The organism is Streptococcus sp. (assembly GCF_030825805.1).
GTDB lineage: Bacteria > Bacillota > Bacilli > Lactobacillales > Streptococcaceae > Streptococcus.
The window spans coordinates 20,177-40,152 of record NZ_JAPJPF010000012.1; the positions used below are offsets into that span (position 1 = coordinate 20,177).

General features: G+C 41.2%; 27 protein-coding genes and 1 pseudogene. 25 read left to right on the forward strand and 3 right to left on the reverse strand.

The annotated features are described in order from the left end of the window. The first annotated feature begins 71 nt into the window (after positions 1 to 71). From RCH62_RS03130 to nth, 23 genes and pseudogenes are all read left to right on the forward strand, one after another. Positions 72 to 308, forward strand: a complete 237-nt coding sequence (locus tag RCH62_RS03130; RefSeq protein ID WP_000141913.1) for a DUF2829 domain-containing protein — start codon at positions 72 to 74, stop codon at positions 306 to 308. Beyond that, positions 301 to 999: a 3-oxoacyl-ACP reductase gene (locus RCH62_RS03135; protein WP_306474611.1), complete on the forward strand. Its 699-nt coding sequence runs from the start codon at positions 301 to 303 to the stop codon at positions 997 to 999. The genes RCH62_RS03130 and RCH62_RS03135 overlap by 8 nt, the downstream gene beginning before the upstream one ends. A gap of 175 nt (positions 1,000 to 1,174) precedes the next feature. Continuing rightward, a complete protein-coding gene (locus RCH62_RS03140) occupies positions 1,175 to 1,594 on the forward strand; it encodes an SMI1/KNR4 family protein (protein WP_195550115.1) in 420 nt (139 codons plus the stop codon). 18 nt (positions 1,595 to 1,612) lie between these two features. After that, positions 1,613 to 1,951 (forward strand): hypothetical protein, encoded by a 339-nt coding sequence (locus tag RCH62_RS03145; protein WP_195550116.1) that lies wholly within the window; start codon positions 1,613 to 1,615, stop codon positions 1,949 to 1,951. A 52-nt stretch (positions 1,952 to 2,003) separates the two neighbouring features. Beyond that, on the forward strand, positions 2,004 to 2,564 hold the full coding sequence (locus RCH62_RS03150) for an SUKH-4 family immunity protein (RefSeq protein WP_195550117.1): 561 nt from the start codon (positions 2,004 to 2,006) through the stop codon (positions 2,562 to 2,564). Positions 2,565 to 2,573: 9 nt separating this feature from the next. Then, positions 2,574 to 3,101 (forward strand): Imm26 family immunity protein, encoded by a 528-nt coding sequence (locus RCH62_RS03155; RefSeq protein WP_306474612.1) that lies wholly within the window; start codon positions 2,574 to 2,576, stop codon positions 3,099 to 3,101. 1 nt (position 3,102) lies between these two features. Further along, positions 3,103 to 3,729 carry a hypothetical protein gene (locus RCH62_RS03160; RefSeq protein WP_238656053.1) on the forward strand — a complete coding sequence of 209 codons (627 nt, stop codon included), beginning with the start codon at positions 3,103 to 3,105 and terminating at the stop codon, positions 3,727 to 3,729. Positions 3,730 to 3,826: 97 nt separating this feature from the next. After that, positions 3,827 to 4,216, forward strand: coding sequence for an Imm50 family immunity protein (locus RCH62_RS03165; protein ID WP_238656055.1), 390 nt, complete (start codon positions 3,827 to 3,829; stop codon positions 4,214 to 4,216). Between the two features lie 338 nt (positions 4,217 to 4,554). Continuing rightward, positions 4,555 to 5,115 carry a hypothetical protein gene (locus tag RCH62_RS03170; RefSeq protein ID WP_306474613.1) on the forward strand — a complete coding sequence of 187 codons (561 nt, stop codon included), beginning with the start codon at positions 4,555 to 4,557 and terminating at the stop codon, positions 5,113 to 5,115. Continuing rightward, complete coding sequence (locus RCH62_RS03175) at positions 5,108 to 5,548, forward strand: hypothetical protein (protein ID WP_154858633.1); 441 nt, start codon at positions 5,108 to 5,110, stop codon at positions 5,546 to 5,548. The genes RCH62_RS03170 and RCH62_RS03175 overlap by 8 nt, the downstream gene beginning before the upstream one ends. Before the next feature lie 98 nt (positions 5,549 to 5,646). Continuing rightward, on the forward strand, positions 5,647 to 5,931 hold the full coding sequence (locus RCH62_RS03180; protein WP_045615175.1) for a hypothetical protein: 285 nt from the start codon (positions 5,647 to 5,649) through the stop codon (positions 5,929 to 5,931). A 54-nt stretch (positions 5,932 to 5,985) separates the two neighbouring features. Beyond that, the gene (locus RCH62_RS03185; protein ID WP_154858631.1) at positions 5,986 to 6,549 is read left to right on the forward strand and encodes a hypothetical protein; all 564 of its coding nucleotides are present in this window, start codon (positions 5,986 to 5,988) and stop codon (positions 6,547 to 6,549) included. Positions 6,550 to 6,576: 27 nt separating this feature from the next. Next, complete coding sequence (locus tag RCH62_RS03190; RefSeq protein WP_306474614.1) at positions 6,577 to 7,272, forward strand: SMI1/KNR4 family protein; 696 nt, start codon at positions 6,577 to 6,579, stop codon at positions 7,270 to 7,272. Positions 7,273 to 7,434: 162 nt separating this feature from the next. After that, a complete protein-coding gene (locus tag RCH62_RS03195; protein WP_048789719.1) occupies positions 7,435 to 8,175 on the forward strand; it encodes a hypothetical protein in 741 nt (246 codons plus the stop codon). Positions 8,176 to 8,380: 205 nt separating this feature from the next. Next, positions 8,381 to 8,881 carry an NUDIX hydrolase gene (locus RCH62_RS03200; protein WP_306474615.1) on the forward strand — a complete coding sequence of 167 codons (501 nt, stop codon included), beginning with the start codon at positions 8,381 to 8,383 and terminating at the stop codon, positions 8,879 to 8,881. Next, positions 8,868 to 9,596: pseudogene (locus RCH62_RS03205) on the forward strand (GNAT family N-acetyltransferase). Before RCH62_RS03200 ends, RCH62_RS03205 begins: the two are co-directional and overlap by 14 nt. A 41-nt stretch (positions 9,597 to 9,637) precedes the next feature. Further along, positions 9,638 to 10,522, forward strand: a complete 885-nt coding sequence (locus RCH62_RS03210) for a putative PEP-binding protein (RefSeq protein ID WP_306474616.1) — start codon at positions 9,638 to 9,640, stop codon at positions 10,520 to 10,522. After that, positions 10,482 to 10,922 (forward strand): ASCH domain-containing protein, encoded by a 441-nt coding sequence (locus RCH62_RS03215; RefSeq protein WP_306474617.1) that lies wholly within the window; start codon positions 10,482 to 10,484, stop codon positions 10,920 to 10,922. The genes RCH62_RS03210 and RCH62_RS03215 overlap by 41 nt, the downstream gene beginning before the upstream one ends. Before the next feature lie 103 nt (positions 10,923 to 11,025). Further along, positions 11,026 to 12,405 (forward strand): bifunctional UDP-N-acetylglucosamine diphosphorylase/glucosamine-1-phosphate N-acetyltransferase GlmU, encoded by a 1,380-nt coding sequence (gene glmU / locus RCH62_RS03220; protein WP_306474618.1) that lies wholly within the window; start codon positions 11,026 to 11,028, stop codon positions 12,403 to 12,405. 9 nt (positions 12,406 to 12,414) lie between these two features. Then, positions 12,415 to 12,963 carry an NUDIX hydrolase gene (locus RCH62_RS03225; RefSeq protein WP_125329649.1) on the forward strand — a complete coding sequence of 183 codons (549 nt, stop codon included), beginning with the start codon at positions 12,415 to 12,417 and terminating at the stop codon, positions 12,961 to 12,963. Positions 12,964 to 12,981: 18 nt separating this feature from the next. Then, on the forward strand, positions 12,982 to 13,320 hold the full coding sequence (gene macP, locus RCH62_RS03230; RefSeq protein WP_125329648.1) for a cell wall synthase accessory phosphoprotein MacP: 339 nt from the start codon (positions 12,982 to 12,984) through the stop codon (positions 13,318 to 13,320). A gap of 27 nt (positions 13,321 to 13,347) precedes the next feature. After that, on the forward strand, positions 13,348 to 14,040 hold the full coding sequence (locus RCH62_RS03235) for a 5'-methylthioadenosine/adenosylhomocysteine nucleosidase (RefSeq protein WP_125329647.1): 693 nt from the start codon (positions 13,348 to 13,350) through the stop codon (positions 14,038 to 14,040). 162 nt (positions 14,041 to 14,202) lie between these two features. Beyond that, on the forward strand, positions 14,203 to 14,832 hold the full coding sequence (gene nth / locus RCH62_RS03240; protein WP_125329646.1) for an endonuclease III: 630 nt from the start codon (positions 14,203 to 14,205) through the stop codon (positions 14,830 to 14,832). Positions 14,833 to 14,857: 25 nt separating this feature from the next. Here the strand turns inward: nth and RCH62_RS03245 are convergent, their stop codons facing one another. From RCH62_RS03245 to RCH62_RS03255, 3 genes are all read right to left on the reverse strand, one after another. Beyond that, entirely contained in the window at positions 14,858 to 15,451 is a 594-nt protein-coding gene (locus tag RCH62_RS03245; RefSeq protein WP_306474619.1) for a helix-turn-helix domain-containing protein, read from the reverse strand. A gap of 170 nt (positions 15,452 to 15,621) precedes the next feature. Then, the gene (locus RCH62_RS03250) at positions 15,622 to 16,008 is read right to left on the reverse strand and encodes a VOC family protein (RefSeq protein WP_195563530.1); all 387 of its coding nucleotides are present in this window, start codon (positions 16,006 to 16,008) and stop codon (positions 15,622 to 15,624) included. A 10-nt stretch (positions 16,009 to 16,018) separates the two neighbouring features. After that, a complete protein-coding gene (locus RCH62_RS03255; RefSeq protein WP_195563529.1) occupies positions 16,019 to 16,846 on the reverse strand; it encodes an exodeoxyribonuclease III in 828 nt (275 codons plus the stop codon). Between the two features lie 378 nt (positions 16,847 to 17,224). Between RCH62_RS03255 and pbp2b the strand changes: the two genes are divergently transcribed. Together pbp2b and recR are read left to right on the forward strand one after the other, a co-directional pair. After that, on the forward strand, positions 17,225 to 19,306 hold the full coding sequence (pbp2b, locus tag RCH62_RS03260) for a penicillin-binding protein PBP2B (RefSeq protein WP_135781942.1): 2,082 nt from the start codon (positions 17,225 to 17,227) through the stop codon (positions 19,304 to 19,306). A 10-nt stretch (positions 19,307 to 19,316) separates the two neighbouring features. Next, entirely contained in the window at positions 19,317 to 19,913 is a 597-nt protein-coding gene (gene recR, locus RCH62_RS03265; protein WP_135781943.1) for a recombination mediator RecR, read from the forward strand. Positions 19,914 to 19,976 lie beyond the last annotated feature (63 nt).

Consider the following 19,976-nt stretch of genomic DNA (forward strand, 5'->3'; position numbering starts at 1 on the left):
GCTGTTGAAAAGCAACGAGAAAGCTTGATTTTTGTTATAATGAAAGGGAGTATGAAGCAAAGGAGAAGATCATGACATTTGAAGAAATCTTGCCTGGACTAAAGGCAAAAAAGAAATATGTACGTACTGGTTGGGGTGGTGCAGAGAACTATGTCCAGCTGTTTGATACCATCGAGCAAAATGGAGTGGCTCTGGAAGTGACCCCTTATTTCCTCATTAACGTTTCTGGTGAAGGTGAAGGCTTCTCTATGTGGAGTCCGACACCTTGTGATGTCTTAGCGACAGATTGGGTAGAAGTGCATGACTAGACGTGTATTGATCACGGGAGTGAGTTCAGGGATTGGTCTGGCTCAAGCTCGCCTCTTTCTTGAAAAGGGCTACCAGGTCTATGGAGTGGACCAGGGAGCGGATCCCCAGTTGTCGGGTGATGTTCACTTCTTGCAGCGGGACTTGACTCTTGATTTGACGCCGATTTTTGATTGGTGTCCAGAGGTCGATGTCTTGTGCAATACAGCTGGAGTTTTGGATGATTACAAACCACTCCTTGAGCAAAGCGCTCAAGAGATTCAGGAGATCTTTGAGATCAACTATGTGACTCCGGTAGAGCTGACACGGCATTATCTGACTCAAATGTTGGAGAAAAAGCAAGGGATCATCATCAATATGTGCTCCATTGCTTCTAGCCTAGCGGGAGGTGGCGGTCACGCTTATACTTCCTCCAAGCATGCTCTAGCAGGTTTTACCAAGCAGTTGGCCCTGGATTATGCAGAAGCTGGGATTCAGGTTTTTGGCATCGCACCAGGAGCCGTCAAAACAGGCATGACCGCAGCGGATTTTGAACCAGGTGGCTTGGCTGACTGGGTAGCCAGTGAGACGCCGATCAAGCGCTGGATTGAGCCAGAGGAAGTAGCCGAAGTCAGCCTCTTTTTGGCTAGTGGGAAGGCGTCTGCCATGCAAGGGCAAATCTTGACCATTGATGGTGGTTGGAGTTTGAAGTAAGGGCTGAAAAAAGTAAAATAATAAGAATGAAATGAGTCTAGTAGAACCGCTGGGCTCATTTTCTATTTTAGCTTTATGGAAAAGGAATCTTATGGTATGATAGCCTAAAAGGGACCTGTAATATGGAGGTCAAATAAAAAAAGCCTTTGGGAAGAGAGACTCAAAAGGAGACGGGATGCTAGTATTAACAGACACAGATCCAGCGATTTCAAGCGAAGATTTTTTACAATTTGAGGAGATTCTTGGAAAGAAATTGCCGGAAGCCATGAAGGATCTTTATCTCAAGTACAACGGTGGTCAGCCCCAAGTAAGGGGTGTCCACGATGACCGTCATCTCTTTCCTTTCAATTCCTTTGATTCACTGGAGGAGATCAAGAAGTCACTTACCTGGTTTGACGATGAGGTGGTACCTGAGGGATTTAAGGCAACAGACCTTCTTCATTTCGCCTATGATCCTGGTTCTGGCAATTATGCTCTTTCTCTAAGGGCAGAGGATTATGGCAAGGTTTATTTCTATGTCTTAGAAGAAAAAGCTGAGATCTACGGTCTATGGGCTTCTTTTGAGGAATTTTTGAACTCTTTTGTTGAAGAGTGAGATTAAAAAGGAGACGGGATGCGAAAACATCAAGAACTTTCACTAGAGCAGATAATTGAGCAGGTGCGCGTAGATCAATTAGTATCAGATGATTTTTGCCTCTATGGCAAGGAAGATGGAGAACTGGCACTAGCTAGGCTCTATTGGGTATCCGATTATCCGGATGTCGTGGAAGACTCTGATGTCTACCCGACGGATGTAGCGGAGCAAGATCTGCAACTAGTCTACTATGGAGAGCAGTTGATTGATGTTCTTGCAGTCGCACTTGAGGAAAAGCCAGATGCAAGTCCCCAAGACTTGGTCGATGCTTTAAATTATTATCAGCAACATGATAGCTTTATGCCTTTTGATGATTAGCTAGGCCGATTAGAGAAATGGTATTCAATGACTGATAGTGATAAGGAGAAAAATGACAGTCAATATCAATGAATTAGTGAAGGAGCACGGCTTTTGTGTGGTGCCTACAGAGGAGGAACCATTTAGTTTGGATGAAGCCCGTTTCAACCTTTTGGCATATTTAGAGGATTATTCCAAAATGGGATTTTCTTTTGTCAAACTAGCTAATGAACTAGTCGAACTAAGGAAAAATCAGGAGAGCTATAGGCTTTTTGGCCAGTGTTTTTTAGGTGCCTTTGTGATTAGAGAACAGGGGCAGGTCTTCTTACTTTGCAATCAAGAAGGAAGGGAAATTTTTCAAGAAGATAGAGTTTATGTCAATTCTTCCTTACATACTTTTGTTTCCTCTTATTCGCTCTTTCTATCAAGCATCTTTCTTTTGAAAGCAAAGTTTTATGAGATTGAGCAAGATGAAGTCGAAGAGATTGCAGCAAACTTGAAGGATCAAGTACTTGCCTTAGAAAAGCCCCTTGAACAAGAAGTTCCTTTCTGGGAGCACATGGCCTATTTGATAGAAGATGATGGAATCGTTCTAAGAGATGATCTCTTTCATATCTTAAATAAAGAGCAGTAGGAATTAATTATGGAGAAAAAATTGCCCCAGATAAAGATTCGTGAGTGGAATGAAAAGCCAAGAACAAAACTTCGATTTATTAAAATTGGTGATATTTTTTGCTATCAATTTTCGGAGGAAATGTTTGTATTTGGTCAAATCCTTGGAAAAGTGAATGTTGGTCATGTCATTCAATTTTTCGATATCTTTCAAGCAAGTCCTACTATAACAGTTGAGGAGCTAAGTCGTGCTCAATTTATAGGTAAGCCCATCATTGTAGACTCCTACACCTTGTTTGATCGAAGTCCAGTATGGTTTTGGCAGATAATTGGTCATCAAGCGGATTTTGATCCAAGCCATTTCAAGGATTTAGCCTTTAAGTGGGGAGATCCAAATGGTCCTCACTTTGGGAAGGTCTGGCTAGATGGTAGGATAGAACCTAAGATTTTTTCTAGGGAAGAAGTTGAGGAGCTGGACTGGGAAGCCTGTGTCGGAAGTATAGTTTATAACAGAATCTTGGAAGAAGAACTGGCAAGCAGAGGAAATAAAGGAGTTTGAGATGGACTATGTAGATGAGTTAACTTCAGGACGAACGCCCTTGGTAAAAAAGGCAGCGAAAAAAATTTTAAGAGGCAGACTAAAAGGATATGGACCATTCTTGCATCAGGCCTTGGAAGGGGAGATGGAAAAGCCTAAATCATGGGAATCACAAATGTACTTGCTCTACGCCATGGCTGCAACGGATTGCACAGAAGAAGTCCCCTATCTCAAGTCATTACTGCTGAGAGACATCCTAACCCCTGTAACCTATCGCTCTCTAGCAGTAGCGATTGCTTATCTAGAAAATTTAGAAACAGAGAACTTGTCTTTTGTTTATGAGTCCTTGGAATCGAATAACTTATTGCAAGCTGCAGGTGCTTGTGCAGCACTCTATATGAGAAAGATTGTGCTGAAAGATGATGATTTTGAGAAGATCATGACCTTTATCACCAAGGATGTTTATTTGGAAAATATAAGAGGAACAATCTCTCCGTTTATGTTCATTTTGGCTGCATCTTATCTATATCCAGAACAGAATCGCCAGAAAATTGTAGACTTTTCCCGTCAATTTAATGAAGTACATATAAATACAATCATTGAGGATGTATCCAAAGGAAAGGACGGCAGGAGGATTAGGCTATTCTAAGATCTACTTAAAGAGAGAAGTTACCATCTCCTTAAAGAGGGAAACAATGAATCTTAAAAAGAAGACTTATATTCATTTTTAAAAAGGAGTTCATCTTGTGAAATGGTTTGAAAAAGCAGTGGGGAAGGAAAAGATTATTCATTTGTTTGATGGTGATTTGGACTTGAAGAATGTTTTTCTTGATACTGTGTTATGTTACGATTACAAATTAGATCTTGTCCTTTATGTATTTGATTTCCCAACTAACTTCCCTGAAAAGTGGCAGAAAAGTGCATTTAATGCCATAAAAATTAATTTAGAATTTTTTAATTTAGATGAAATCCATTTTTATTCTAAGGGGATTCATAAGGTGAAGGGACAACTGGAACTGCTCTTTTTAGAGAATAAGGTTGAATTCAATTTTATAAACCAAAATGATGTGATGTTATCGGGTTCTTCTGACCTAGTTAGAATTGCTGAGATTGGTCCTGTGAAGATTGATACTTAAAGATGTATTCTTAGCTTATTTGCGGAGATTCTGGATGATCAAACAATCCTCCATTGCTAGGAGGGACACCACAACTATGGGAAAAAGTGAAGGAAGAGCACAAATATTAGACCTTGACCTAAGGCTAGACCTTTCTACAAGAAAAAAACTACGAGACCACGAATATGAAGTTACAGTATTTTGAATTAGATAAGCCCTATGTGGAAAATCAACAGAGGATTGAGGAGCTGATGGACTCAGCTACGCTAACTTACGAGGAAGCTAGAATTAAGGACTATCGACAGAATTGGAAAGACCTTCGAAGAGCGTTCGTATATGAATCCAAATGTATGACCTCTATGGTAGAACGGCTTTTCAAACCAGTTATAACCCAGGATTGTTGGAAAATCATCGTAGAATGTGTAGATACGATTAGCAATCCAGCTATCATGAACCTACTTGGCGTCTATACTGTTCAGGTCTTATTTGATTTTTCTAGCTATGAAAGCTCGAGTCCATTGGAACAGAAAAAGCTGCTCTTAGAGGCCTTTCTAAAAGGGGTAAAGCGCGTGTTTGAGGAGCTCTCTATTCCATGCTCCTTGATAGAGGATGTAGTCAATGAAATAGAGAAAAACGATTACGAAAATAGCTGGGAGTGGAAAAGAAAGAAGATCCAATCCACGACCTATTCCATTCAAGTGGAGCATCAGCTGGATAAGGTGGATTTGTTTTGGAAGATAGAGCACAAGGACAAGAGCATCCGTCAGTTGATTCAATCCTGCTCTGCTCACGAGATGGATTATGGGGCCAAACTTGGTAGACTGGAAGCGAAAGGTAACTTCCTATATCTGTTGGATAAAGAGAATGAGGTTGTGAGCAAAATTTCTGTTTCAGAATGGTGGAGCAAGAACAATGAGTAACTTAAAAAAGAGATTATCTTTATTAAAAGTAGAAAAACGAATCAATCAGTTGAAGGGGATTAAGGATGTCCATTTTCTGACCGATAAACCTAAAGAAATTGCTTGGTATGCTGGGGAGTTGAATCCTATAGACTCTCCGCTTCCTTGCCTTTATGAGGTTCCTGTTGACCTTGCGACTAAAGATCTAAGTAGGTCAATTCAAAGTCTAGTTGGCAATAGTAGTCAGTTTATCCTAGTTTTTTGGGAGTTTTCACCAGTTTACGTCTTGTTTCAAATGGAGTCTTTGGATGACTTTTTGCCCTCTTATTCTACTGAATTTTCTACCAGAGACCTGACACTTTTCTTTCAAGACCAGGAAAAAGTACTGGATCTCCATTTAGCGGAGGATAAAGTAGAAGTGAGAGTCTTGGAGAATAAATCTAAGAGCCCGTAGATTCTATAAATTGAAAATGAATATAGAATTAGTCGATGAAAGAGGCAAAAAGGAAAGAATGCCATTCTTGGAGAGACAAATGGTAAAGGAAGATTCTAATGTGTGAAAAAGAATATTATTATTATGGCAATAGTGAGTTTATGACAGGCCTAGGAGTTATCTATACAGAGTTTACTGGTCAGCGTGCAAGTCGACAAATTAACGTTTTGAATGGGAACTCTTATGCTTCCTCTTGCCTACAGGATTATGTTCCAGAAGTAGGGTTTCTACTCTATGATGGTCGAAAAGATGAGTTGGATCTATCAGACTCCATCAAGATTAGTCAAGAGGAATTTGAACGAATTTGGGCTCAGGCTGTCGCTAGCGGTCAGAATGATACGTAATCGTCAGTTGAAAATAGCCAAATATAATCCCAAAAATGTGAGAGGAGTCTAATAATGATGTTCAATTTGTTGAAGGAATTTGTAGAAGTCTATCATAGAAACAAGGGCTTAGGAGAGCTTGTATTTACTAGTGACTGTCTCCATATCGAAAAGCTAGATTTGTCTGGTCAAGTAAAAGACTTTTACCAGCATTTAGACTTTGATGAAGAAGCTTATTTTAGAGGAGCTCCCTATGATCTTGCTCTAATTCCTCTCCCTCTATGTGAAGCTGCATCAGAAGGATGGCAGGATACTAGCTGGAAAGAGAGTTATGTGGTTTTTGCTCACATGATGGGGGATGAGCCAATTTTTTGTGATCTAACTAGCGAGCTTAGTCCTGTATTTGGCAAGATTCCTGGGAATTCCAAGCTCTATTGCTTAAGCCCCTCTTTATCTACTTTCTTGTCTACTTATAGTCAGATGAAAAAGCTAGAAATCACCAAGTTTGAGAATGACATCTACATTGATGAGGACTTGTCGGACTATAAAGAAGGTTTTTTAACAGGAATCATGGCTATTATCGAGGAGCAACTTCCTGAAGCCTATCGAAAAGACTTTATTGAATTTATGCTTGGCTAAAGCCAAAGATGAAGAGATGAGAAGCAAATGAAAATGAAGAATTTTTTAAAATGTTGTGAGGATCTGGTTATACAAGAAAGTGGGGCCTCAGCTCTTGAACTAGAAAAACTCAAAGCCAGACAGTTTCCTCAAGCTCACCTGGATTTGCTATCCATGACCAATGGCTTGGAATTTTATGGTGGCTATTATCGTTTGTTTGGTACAGATTCTGCTCAAGCTATTACGCTAGATTCCTGGAATTCGGATGAGGTATGGAAAGACGTCTGGAGAGATTATGCATCAGACTACTATTTTTTTGGTATGTCTGCTATTGGAGATCAATTCGCTTATAGATTGAAGGATGGGAACATTCAAAGTCATCAAGTTTATTATTTAGATGGGATTACTATGGATGTCATCGAGATCTACGACAGTTTTGAAGCGTTTTTTGAGAGGGAATTTGTTCTGAAAGCCCAGGGTGGGATGGAATCTATTTTTGTTTCTGCAAGGGAACGATTCGGAAATCTAGACCTCTCTACAAGCTGTATTTATTCCCCTTCCTTAATGATTGTGAATGATCCAAGCGTTGAGAATCTTATGCTTTTACCGACAAAGGATGTCATGACCATCAATGGGGATTTGTTTGTTCAATTGTCTGATTCAGAGGAGTCTATTACGAAACTAGAGCAATATCTAGACGCTTCGGGTAGAGCCAGAGTCAAGGTCATTTTTGATCGAGATTGAGCAAGCAGGATATAGTTTATTTAGAAAAAATACTCTGAAGACTCGTGATTTTAACCTTTTGGCGACAAGCGATGATTTAGTCTTCTAGTCAGGGTGTCATTGTAAAATGATTTATGTTGAAAATAGAAAACGAAGCATTTTATTCATGAAAAGAGGTGAATAATGACCAGTTTAGATAAATATTTAGAGATCATTAAAAAAGGATTTTCTGAAAGAGAGAATCTAATGGCAATGGAGCCTCTGCATTCTATTGAAGAGATTGCACCATTATTGGATGAAACATTGACTTATAAAGAATTTATCAATATCAATCGCTTATTAAGACAAAAGTACATTGTCGAAAACCTAGAGGATATGCTGAAAGATGTAGATTTTAACCAGCTTTCTTTACCTAGCAATACGAGGGTGATTTACTTGATGGGAAGTAAATCTGATGTGCTAGACTTTTCAAAATATGAACAAGTAGAAAAGATTTTAATAGTTGGGGCTAGAAAAGTAAGAAAGATCATCTTACCCCAGAATGATTGTGTGAAAGCTCTAGGGATATCTTCCATGACAAATTTGGAAACGATAGAGAACATTTCTTTTCATACTGGCATGCGTTATCTGCACTTTGATTATGGTGTAATGTTGCCTAACTTTAATTTTATTAGAGATTTAAATCAGTTGCTCTATCTTTCATTTACGGCAAATAAAAAATTACCAGAATTGGATTTTATCCATCCATCTAGTGAGCTCCGTTTTTTAGATTTTGTCGATACGTCTATTTTTAACTACGCAACAACAGTTAGCTACCTGAAGAGTCTGAAACATCTTCGTTTTTTAACAACGGGAAGAACAAATCAAAAGCAAAGGGATCTTCTTAGAAGCGAGTTACCACATGTTTGCATGCGAGAGGGTTAAAAAATGACTTCAATACAGCTTTTTATGACCGATGTCTTCATATTTATTGTTGAGTCAACTTGTAAAGAGACAGATATTCAGGCAAAAATTGAAGAGAATATGGAGATACTGAAGAAGTATATCAAGGAACATGAAATCTATAGCCTCTTTCCTTTTAAGGGATAAGGTGAGCTAGCGATCTTTGACTTTTAGAAAAGAGTGGAATATGGAAATCAAAAATCACTTTGGTGTATATGGAATCTGTCTTCAAGACGGGAAATTGCTTTGCATTGATAAAACGAGAGGACCTTATCAGCATCGTTTTGATCTACCGGGTGGTAGTCAAGAACCAGGTGAGGGGCTGACAGAAACCCTCAAGAGAGAGGTTCTGGAGGAGACAGGCTATACGCTTAGCCGTTATTCAAATCCTAGGATTTATGATGTGCTGGTTCAAGAAGAAGGGCAAGACTTCGCAGTACATCATATCATGGCCTTCTATGATATAGTCCTCGATTTCGAAGGTTCTCAAAAATCCCTTCCTCAGGAGATTCTTGATGGAAGCAATGATTCAGCAAATGCAGTTTGGGTCCCTATTGAGCAGATGACCCAAGAAAATGCCTCACCCTTAGTATTGAAGGTGAAGGCAGAGTTAGGAGGATTTCCAGAATTGGAACTGACAAGCTATAGAAATTGGAAGGTGAAGATGGGGGATAATGGAACTATTTAAAACATGGAAGAAAAATATGGTTTTCTATGGTCTTAAATCTCAAATCGGAACTGTCTATCGAAACAGTGATAGGACAACGAGCTTTTATGATGTTTGAAATTTTCTATACCTAACAGGGGAGTTGGATTCCAGATTTTGGGAAGATTTTGTTAGGCAAAATGGTTTAGATTATAAGATTATTATCTCAGAAGACACTAAGTGGCAAAATTTTCTGCATCGGCAAGATGGGTTAATTTCTTTTACTCGCTATTCTTTTAAGGATAAGGCAAATTTTCAAGTTGAATTTCTAAATGATCTAGTTACTCATATAGAGGAAGGTTACAATATTGTACCTATTGATAATCGTATTTATAACAGCCTTTCTGAGAAAGAATGGTCACAAGATTTACAAGGGGATTTTGAGTCCTACCAAGATTTTGCTTTAAAAGGTGGATTTGGCTTTGTGATTCTTAAAAACAATGAAGTGATTGCTGGGATTTCCTCAGGGTTAGTTTACCACGGAGCAGTTGAAGTGGAAGTTGCAACTAGGCCAGACAAACAAGGGAATGGATTTGCTAAAAAGCTTGGTGCTGCAATGATTCTAGAGAGTTTAAATAGAGATATGTTTCCACTTTGGGATGCTCATAACGAGGCTTCCAAAAAAGTAGCAGAATTTTTAGGATATGAGTTAGTTGAACCTTATGAAGCTTTTGAACTAGAGGAAAGTGTCATATAATGATATCTAATATTGTATCTTTTAAGACGAGGTGAATGGCTATGAAAAACCAGCTAGCTCTTAGTGGCGAAAAAATTGTTGAAAAAGTTTATCCCCATTTATTGCACCACGTCGGCTTGATTCGTGGGGAATACTTGTTGAGAGAAATAAACCAAAACATACTATTACCAAATTGTCAGCAATTTGTGAAAGATTATCTAGACACTATTTGTCATTTGTACTCAGATGAAGAAGTCTGGTATCGCTTTTCAGAGTTAACAAATGCAGAAACAAATATTCTAGACGGGACTAAAGAGTATTTTGACGAACGCCACCCCTTATTTGGATACAGAGGTATCAGGCGTTTGTTGGCGTGTCCAGATGAATTTCAGGCTGAGACAAATGTTGTTACAGAAGTTTTTCAAACCAATCCCAATCTGTCTGTTATTTTTCCTTTTGTCAATGATGCCGAACAATTAAAACAAGCTATTACAGTATTGCGTCAGTATGGTTTTACCGGGAAAGTCGGCACGATGATTGAATTACCATCAGCTTATTTCGACTTGGACAGGATACTGGAAACTGGTATTTCAAAGATTGTAGTTGGAATGAATGATTTAACTTCTTTTATTTTTGCGACTGTGAGAAACAGTCAATGGCATGATATGGAAAGTCCAATTATGTTAGATATGTTGAGACAGATGCAGGATAAAGCAAGGAAGAACAAGATTGATTTTGCTGTAGCAGGCTATCTGAATACTTCTTTCATACAAAAAATGAATCAGATGGGTATCGAATGTATTCTCCATTACAGCTCTATTCCAGAGATTTTTGATTTAGAAATTGACCATCCAGACCATCTTAAACATATAAAAGAAGAAAGTAAAAAATTACAAAGGAGAACCCATGACACCGCAAGAAATGTGGAATGCCTACAAGCAAATTAACCCCTCTATCGGAGATCAGATAGATGCCTGGGCTTTTGGAGTGGAACCAGACCTTTTAGCGGAACTGGTCTTTAAAGGCGAAAAAACAGCAACTGCCTCAGCTTACGATCTTTACGCAGTAGAGGACGAACCCCTTCCCCAAGAAGGGACCTTTGATGTCGTTTTAGACAGTCAAGATCAAGCTGTCTGTATTGTCGAAATTACCAAGGTTTCTGTTCAACCTTTTCATCATGTGTCAGCCGACCATGCCTACAAGGAAGGTGAGGGGGACAAATCCTTAGCCTATTGGCGTCAGGTTCATGAGGAGTTTTTCACGGAGTGGCTGGAGGAAGCAGGACTGACGTTTACACCTGACAGCAAGGTGGTTTTAGAAGAATTTCGCAAAGTTTATCCATTATAGAACATGCTCTCCTTTTAGGAGAGTTTTTTGATCTACGTCAATTTTTCAAATCGGCCAAAAAATGGTATAATGTAAGCGATATTGTACAGAAAAGAGAATGTATATGCCAAATTATGCCATTATTTTAGCAGCGGGAAAAGGTACCCGTATGAAATCAGATTTGCCTAAGGTTCTTCACAAGGTTGCAGGGATCTCCATGTTGGAACATGTTTTCCGTAGTGTTGGAGCCATCTCACCTGAAAAGACTGTGACGGTTGTGGGCCACAAGGCGGAATTGGTAGAGCAAGTCTTAGCGGGACAAACAGAGTTTGTTAAACAAACCGAACAATTGGGAACTGGCCATGCAGTTATGATGGCGGAGCCAGTTTTGGAAGGTCTTGAAGGTCACACCCTCGTCATTGCAGGAGATACTCCTTTGATTACGGGTGAAAGCCTCAAATACTTGATCGACTTCCATATCAATCACAAGAATGTGGCAACGATTTTGACAGCCGAAGCGGCTAATCCATTTGGCTATGGTCGGATTGTCCGTAATGATAATGCGGAAGTGCTTCGAATCGTCGAGCAAAAAGATGCGACAGATTTTGAAAAGCAAATCAAAGAAATCAATACAGGGACTTATGTTTTTGACAATGCCCGCCTCTTTGAAGCTTTGAAGAATATCAACACCAACAATGCTCAAGGTGAATACTATATCACAGATGTGATTGGGATCTTCCGAGAAGCAGGAGAGAAAGTTGGAGCCTATACGCTCAAAGACTTTGATGAAAGTCTTGGGGTTAACGACCGCGTGGCCCTTGCGACAGCAGAAGGTATCATGCGTCGCCGTATTAACCAAGCCCACATGGTGAATGGAGTGAGCTTTGTTAACCCTGATGCGACCTATATCGATATCGATGTCGAAATCGCATCAGAGGTACAAATCGAAGCCAATGTTACCCTTAAAGGGCACACAAAAATTGGGGCTGAGACAGTCTTAACAAATGGAACCTATATTGTGGACAGTGAAATTGGGGGAGGTGTCGTTATTACTAACTCTATGATTGAAGAGAGCGCAGTAGCCGATGGTGTGACAGTGGGACCTTACGCTCATATTCGTCCAGGATCTAGCTTGGCAAAAGATGTCCATATTGGAAACTATGTTGAAGTCAAAGGTTCGTCTATTGGCGAAAATACCAAAGCTGGTCATCTGACCTACATTGGCAACTGCCAAGTCGGTAGCAACGTTAACTTTGGTGCGGGGACTATCACCGTCAACTATGATGGAAAGAATAAATACAAGACCCTTATTGGAAACAATGTCTTTGTTGGCTCTAATTCAACCATCATTGCACCAGTTGAGTTAGGCGACAATTCCCTAGTCGGTGCTGGATCTACCATTACCAAGGATGTGCCAGCGGATGCGATTGCGATTGGTCGTGGCCGTCAAGTCAATAAGGATGAGTACGCGACTCGCCTTCCTCACCATCCTAAGAATAAATAGGAGATTTTCATGCAATTTGAAGAAAAAACCATTGATCGCAAGGAGATTTATCAAGGACCGATTTTCCAAGTAGTCACAGATCAAGTGGAACTGCCAGATGGGAAAGGTCAAGCACAGCGTGATTTGATTTTTCATAATGGAGCAGTAGCGGTTTTACCGATCACAGATGAGGGCAAGACCATTTTGGTCAAGCAGTACCGCAAGGCGATCGAGAGAACTTCTGTAGAGATCCCAGCAGGCAAGTTGGAAAAGGGTGAAAATGCGGATCCCCAAGCAGCTGCTTTGCGTGAATTGGAAGAAGAAATTGGTTACACAGCGGATCTAGAGTTGTTGTATGATTTTTATTCTGCCATTGGTTTTTGCAACGAGCGGATCAAACTCTATCTTGCGACCAATTTGAAAAAAGTGGAAAATCCTCGCCCTCAAGATGCAGATGAGACCTTGGAGCTCTTTGAGGTGACTTTAGCAGAAGCTGAGGGCTTGATCCAAACGGGTGATATCTGCGATGCTAAAACCATTATGGCAATTCAATACTGGAAACACCTACAAAACAAATAAAGAATAGAGGAGAAACCCATGGGCAAACCTTTATTAACAGATGAAATGATTGAGCGGGCTAACCGGGGAGAAGAGATCTCTGGTCCCCCGCTCTTTGATGAGGAAGAGACAAAAATTCTCCCGACAGGAAACAGAGGCTTTGGTTATGAACGGCCGGTGACCTCAAGAGAAGTAGATGGTGGACGAGGAACCTCCTATCCTCAGGAGACCATTCCGATCAGAGTCCAACCTACAGTGACCAAGAGCCGTCGGATTGAAAACCAAAAGGATGAGGTTTTTCAATCAAAATTAAATAAGATTTTATTTTGGGTCATCCTGCTCCTCATCTTGTTAATTCTTGCAATTTGGCGCTTATAAGGAGCGTCTACCAAAGGAGTGACGATTATGAAAATTGGAATCATTGCGGCCATGCCACAAGAGTTAAAAATCTTAGTGGAAGCTTTGCAGAACGGAGAGAAACATCTTCGCTTAGGAAAAGTCTACTATACAGGATCGATTGGTCGCCATGAAGTGGTCTTGGTGGAAAGTGGTATCGGCAAGGTCATGTCTGCTATGAGTGTAGCAGTCTTGGCCAATGATTTTAAAGTGGAAGCCATTATCAATACGGGTTCTGCAGGTGCTGTTGCCCCAGGGATGGCCGTTGGGGATATCGTCCTTGCCGACAAATTGGCCTATCATGATGTGGATGTGACAGCCTTTGGCTATAAGTATGGTCAAATGGCAGGTCAACCACTTTACTTTGAATCCAGCCGCTATTTTGTTTCAGAGATGAAAAAAGTTCTGGAAGAAGAAGCTGCAACCACACATGTTGGCTTGATTACAACAGGAGATAGCTTTATCGCGAGTGAAGAAAAAGTCGCAGCAATTCGGGAACATTTCCCAGAAGTATTGGCAGTTGAGATGGAAGGAGCGGCTATTGCCCAAGCCGCTCATGCAGCTGGGCGTCCTTTCATGGTCATTCGGGCTATGAGTGATACGGCAGATCACGCAGCCAATATCTCTTTTGATGAATTTATCGTAGAGGCTGGCGAACGCTCTGCTCAAACATTGATTTCTTTCTTGAAGAGATTGGTGTAAAACAAACAATAGAGTTAAGGCGCCTCTAATATAAATAGGAAGTGGGACAGAATGAATATCATTTAAATTTCATTCTGTCCTACTTCCTTTTCTAAAGCTGATTCCTTCAGAAATAGACGGACTTCATGCTATAATAAAGTCTAGTAATGCAAAGGAGACGTTATGGTTTTATCAAAAAAACGGGCACGACATGTGATTGAAGAAATTATCGCCCTCTTTCCAGATGCTCAGCCAAGTTTGGATTTTCGCAACCATTTTGAATTATTAGTAGCGGTCATGCTCTCTGCTCAGACGACGGACGCAGCGGTCAATAAGGCAACGCCCGCTTTGTTTGAAGCTTTCCCAACTCCTCAGGACATGGCGGTCGCCAGTGAAGCCGACATTGCCAAGCATATTTCCAAATTAGGCCTCTATCGCAATAAGGCTAAATTTCTCAAAAAATGTGCCCAACAATTGTTGGATAACTTTGATGGCCACGTCCCACAGACTCGTGAAGAATTAGAGAGCTTAGCCGGAGTCGGACGGAAAACAGCCAATGTGGTCATGAGTGTAGGCTTTGGTATACCAGCTTTTGCTGTTGATACCCATGTAGAGCGGATTTGCAAGCACCATGACATCGTCAAGAAATCAGCAACACCATTAGAAGTTGAAAAACGAGTGATGGATGTTCTTCCACCTGAGCGCTGGCTCCCAGCTCATCAGGCCATGATCTATTTTGGACGGGCCATTTGCCACCCTAAAAATCCCGAGTGTGATCACTATCCGCAACTCTATAACTTTAAAGACAGTTAAAAAGCGAGGTCTAATGACTTCGCTTTTATTTGATAGGGAAGAAAGTAAGTAAGAGCCAAGAAATCAGTAGAGTAATAGCGCCAATTCCAAGGACAAATAGAATAGGAATGAGGATTCTTTGGTAGGGATCTTTACCCCTTTCTTCAGCTTCTTCAATCTCGCTCAGACTGCGTCCTTGTTCATAGGCGACAAGCTGGCGATAAGTACGAAGATTATGCTTTTTCTTGAATTTTTCAATGCGTAGGGCGTAGAATATATCGACAGCAAGAATCAAGCAACTAATAGCGATGCCGTATCCATCCAAATAAAGAATGAGGGGAGTGCTGATGATAGGACTGCCAATTAGCAGTAAGCTAAAGACCACTTCATCTTTTTGATAGCGCATAAATTCTTGGTCGTGAATAATTTGTTTCATGGTTTCCAAATCTCCTTTGACTAGTTTGTCCAATGACACTTCAAAGACCTTACTTAGTAAGAGCAGGTTTTGAATATCAGGATAGGTTGCGCCGCGTTCCCAGTTGGAAATGGATTGACGGCTGACAAAGATGATTTCAGCTAATTCGTCTTGAGATAAGTTTTTCTCTTTACGATAGTGCTGGATTTGTTTTCCGACTTGCATAAGATTTCCTCGCTTCCTGATTTCATTCTACTCAATTTTATAAAAAAGGGCTATCAAAGTTCTTTGACATGTTGATTTCATAGGGTTTAGCAACTGTTTTTGACTATAGATTTACAAGCCTGTCAATGGATAGTTACCTACTGAAAAAGAGGCCAAGAGCCTCCTTTTTCTTATTCGCTAAATCTTAAGAAATAACCATCTGGATCCAAAATCGCAAATTCCTGGGGATAGATAAAGCTATCTCCGACTCGAAATTTTCTTTGTATCAGCGGGCGATGGATGGGATAGTTAGCTTCCAGCAATTTTTGGTGGAGTTGTGGGACATCCTTGATACCAAAGGAGATATTGATACCGCGACCGAAAGGATAGGTCAGTTGGGCTAATTCTTCCTCCTTGCCTTCTTCTAGCATTAGCTGACAGTCTTCAAGCGAAAGGAAGAGAAATTTTTCCTCTGGACGCTCGTATTGGACAGAGAATCCCAACAAGTCGCAGTAGAAGCGACGCGATTTCTCAATATCCGATACGACAAATTCAGGGATGACAGCTTGATAGTCCATTGTTTCCTCCTTAGAGATTAATCTCCATTACAATTGGTGTATGGTCTTGACGAGCTCCTGAGTCAATCATAGCTGACTTAGTCACCTTGTCCGCAATGCGGTTAGAAGTGAGCCAGTAGTCAATTCTCCAGCCTGTGTTGTTGATTTTAGATGTCTTGCTACGTTGTGCCCACCAAGTATATTGATCTGGAAGGTCCCCATGCAAGTGGCGGAAGGTATCAGTGAACCCTTTGGCTAGCAAGTTAGTAAAGCCAGCACGCTCTTCATCAGTAAAGCCTGGGGAACGACGGTTGCTGGCTGGATTGGCCAAGTCGATTTCCTTGTGGGCTACGTTGTAGTCTCCTGTTGCCAGGACAGGCTTTTGCTGGTCTAGTTCTGCCAAGTAGTCTGCATATTTGGCATCCCAGATTTGGCGTTCTTCCAAGCGTTTGAGCCCATCTCCAGCATTCGGAGTATAGACCTGGGTCACAAAGAAGTCATCAAATTCAAGGGTAATGATTCGACCTTCGACGTCCATAGTAGAAGGAGCACCGATTTCTGGGAAGGTTACTGTTGGTGTCAATTCTTTTTTGTAGAGGAACATGGTTCCTGCATAGCCTTTTCGGGCTGGTTCTACAGAGGAGCGCCAGGTGTTTTCATAACCAGGGAAAAGTTCTGCTAAGACCTCTAAGTGTTTTTTTGTTGGTCCTTTAGCAGATAATTTTGTTTCCTGAATGGCAATGATATCCGCATCTTCTGTAACCAAGGTGAGGAGGACGTCTTGTGAGAGCTTCGCGCGTGCAGAGTCACTCGTCAATGCGGCATTCAGTGAGTCAATATTCCATGAGATCAGTTTCATATCGTTTCCTTTACTAACTTTTTCGATGTTTCTATTATACCAAAAAATGTCCAGTCTCCTGTTCGAGATGATTTGAAGAAAGCTACGACACTTTAGTAAACAAAGAAATGTTGCTTATGATTTTTCAGTCGAATGTATCCTTACCCAGCTTCACAAAAAGAAGTTGAATGTCTATGTGATTCTCTATCAGAAATACTAGGTGTGAATTTTGCTTTTTCTCGTTCCCAACAGCTCGCGACCTAACGAAATGTGCTATAATGGAGGTTGAGTTTTAAATAAGAAATTCCCTTTGCTTCTTTTTGAAAACAGCCTTCTTTTTCGAAGGAGGTGTTTTCAGATTGGATGCAGTGGGATTCGAATAGGATGGAAAGGAGAGGTATGGCTCGAAAATCTAAGCGTCCGAAAAAAGCGCAAGTTAGAGTGAGAAAATTTGATAATCGTTGGATCACCAGAAGATTGTATCTTTTATTTAGTATTGTATGTACCCTCTTTTTGATTTTGATTGCTCGTCTGGGCTATATGCAAATCACTCATCAAGAATTTTATACGCAAAAATTAGCCAAAGCCACTAAAAAACATTTGACAAGAGGTAGTTTGCGAGGGCAAATCTATGATGCATCTGGCAAACCCTTGGTCGAAAATGTGGACAAGCAGGTCTTGTCTTTTACCCGTAGCAACAAATTTACAGCTGCTCAAATGCGTCAGACAGCTCAGGCTCTTCTGAGTTATGTGGAGGTTTCAAATCCTCAGGTTACCAAGCGCCAAGAAGTTGATTTTTATCTGGCTAATACGGACGTCTATCAAGAGGTAGTGTCCAAGCTTCCAAAAGAGCACCGTATTGATACTGACGGGAATCCTCTCCCAGAAGCGAAAATCTACCAATATGCGGTGGACAGTATTGACCCGGCCAAATTGGGGTATACGGATGAGGAAAAGAAGGCAATCTATCTTTTTAGCCAAATGAATGCCGTCGAGAATTTTGCCAGCGCAACCATTGTAACAGATCCTATGTCTGAGGAACAGGTCACTTCGGTCAGGGACCATCTGAAAGAATTTCCAGGATTCGAAGTGATTACAGGATGGGACCGAAAGGTTGCTGATACACCCTTGGCTTCTATTATTGGAAGTGTCTCTACAGAACAAGCGGGCTTACCTGCTGAAGAAGTAGATGACTATGTGAAAAAAGGTTATGCACTCAATGATCGGGTCGGTACCTCCTATCTGGAAAAAGAATATGAAGCAGTGCTCCAAGGGAAACGCGTTGAAAAAGAAATCCATTTGGATAAGAATGGAAATGTAGAAAAGATCAAAACTCTTTCCAAAGGAAGCAAGGGGAAGAATATCAAACTCTCCATTGATCTCGATTTTCAAAAAGGGGTCGAGGAAATCTTGAAGAAATCCTTCCAAGCAGAATTAGCTGCTGGCAATGCGACCTACTCTGAAGGGGTCTATGCAGTCGCCATGGATCCGAAAACAGGAAAAATTTTGGCCATGGCTGGGATGAAGCATGAAGCAGGTTCGCAAGATCTCACTGCAGATGCCTTGGGGACAGTGACCAATGTCTTTGTTCCAGGGTCAGTGGTCAAGGCAGCCACTCTGACTGCTGGTTGGGAGAATGGTGCCATTTCTGGGAATCAGGTTTTGGTGGATCAACCGATTGTATTTGCTGGTTCTGCTCCTTTGACCTCTTGGTTTACTCAATTTGGAAGCCGAGAGATTGATGCAGTTCAAGCCCTCGAATATTCCTCCAACACCTACATGGTACAGGTGGCTCTTAATCTTATGGGGCAACCTTACCACCCGAATATGCTTTTAAAGACAGATCAGTTGGATCCTGCTATGGAAAAACTACGGTCTACCTTTGCCTCTTATGGACTTGGAGCTCCAACGGGAATTGATCTTCCAAATGAATCAACAGGGTTTGTTCCAAAAGAGTTTTCAGTCGGAAATTACTTGAGCGATGCCTTTGGACAGTTTGATAATTATACCCCGATGCAATTAGCTCAATATGTCGCAACCATCGCCAATGATGGGAAACGGGTAGCCCCTCACCTAGTTCAAGGGGTCTATGAGAATGATGCAAAAGGAGGCTTGGGACCACTGAAGGAAGAGATCCCTACCAAAGAGCTCAACCAAGTCGCACTTACTCCTGAAAATCTCTCCTTGATCAAACAAGGTTTTTATCAAGTGGCAAATGGAACTAGTGGTTTAACAACAGGGAAGGCTGTTGGAGAAGGGGCTGCAGTTTCGATCAGTGCCAAAACAGGAACAGCGGAAACCTTTGTAAATGGCGGAACCCCAGCCATTAATACCAATGTGGTGGCCTATGCACCGTCTGATAATCCTCAGATTGCCGTTGCAGTGGTCTTCCCACATAATACCAATCTCCAAGCGACCGTCAGTCATAATATTACGAGAGAAATTATCAATCTCTACCAGCAAAAACACCCTATGAATTAGAAAGGAAGCTATGCTTTATCCAACTCCCATCGCTAAATTAATTGAAAGTTATTCGAAGCTCCCTGGTATTGGGATCAAGACGGCAACTCGTCTGGCCTTTTATACCATTGGAATGAGTGATGATGATGTCAATGAGTTTGCAAAAAATCTCTTATCAGCAAAGCGGGAATTAGGCTATTGCTCCATCTGTGGAAACCTGACAGATGAAGAAGATTGTGCCATTTGTCGAGATGAGTCTCGTGATCCATCGACCATTTTAGTGGTAGAAGATAGCCGAGATGTTTCAGCCATGGAAAATATCCAGGAGTACCACGGTCGCTATCATGTCCTCCATGGCTTGATTTCGCCCATGAATGGGGTTGGACCGGATGATATTAACCTCAAGTCCTTGATTACACGATTAATGGATCATGAGGTCCAAGAAGTCATTGTGGCGACCAATGCAACTGCAGATGGTGAAGCGACTTCTATGTATATCTCACGCGTCCTCAAACCAGCTGGCATCAAAGTGACCCGTTTGGCGCGTGGATTAGCTGTCGGAGCCGATATCGAGTATGCGGACGAAGTGACCCTTCTTCGAGCTATTGAAAATCGAACCGAGTTATAAGCGGTTACAGAAGAGGCTGGGACAAAAGTCCTAGCCTCTCAATTGTCTTTGGATTGTCGAGCA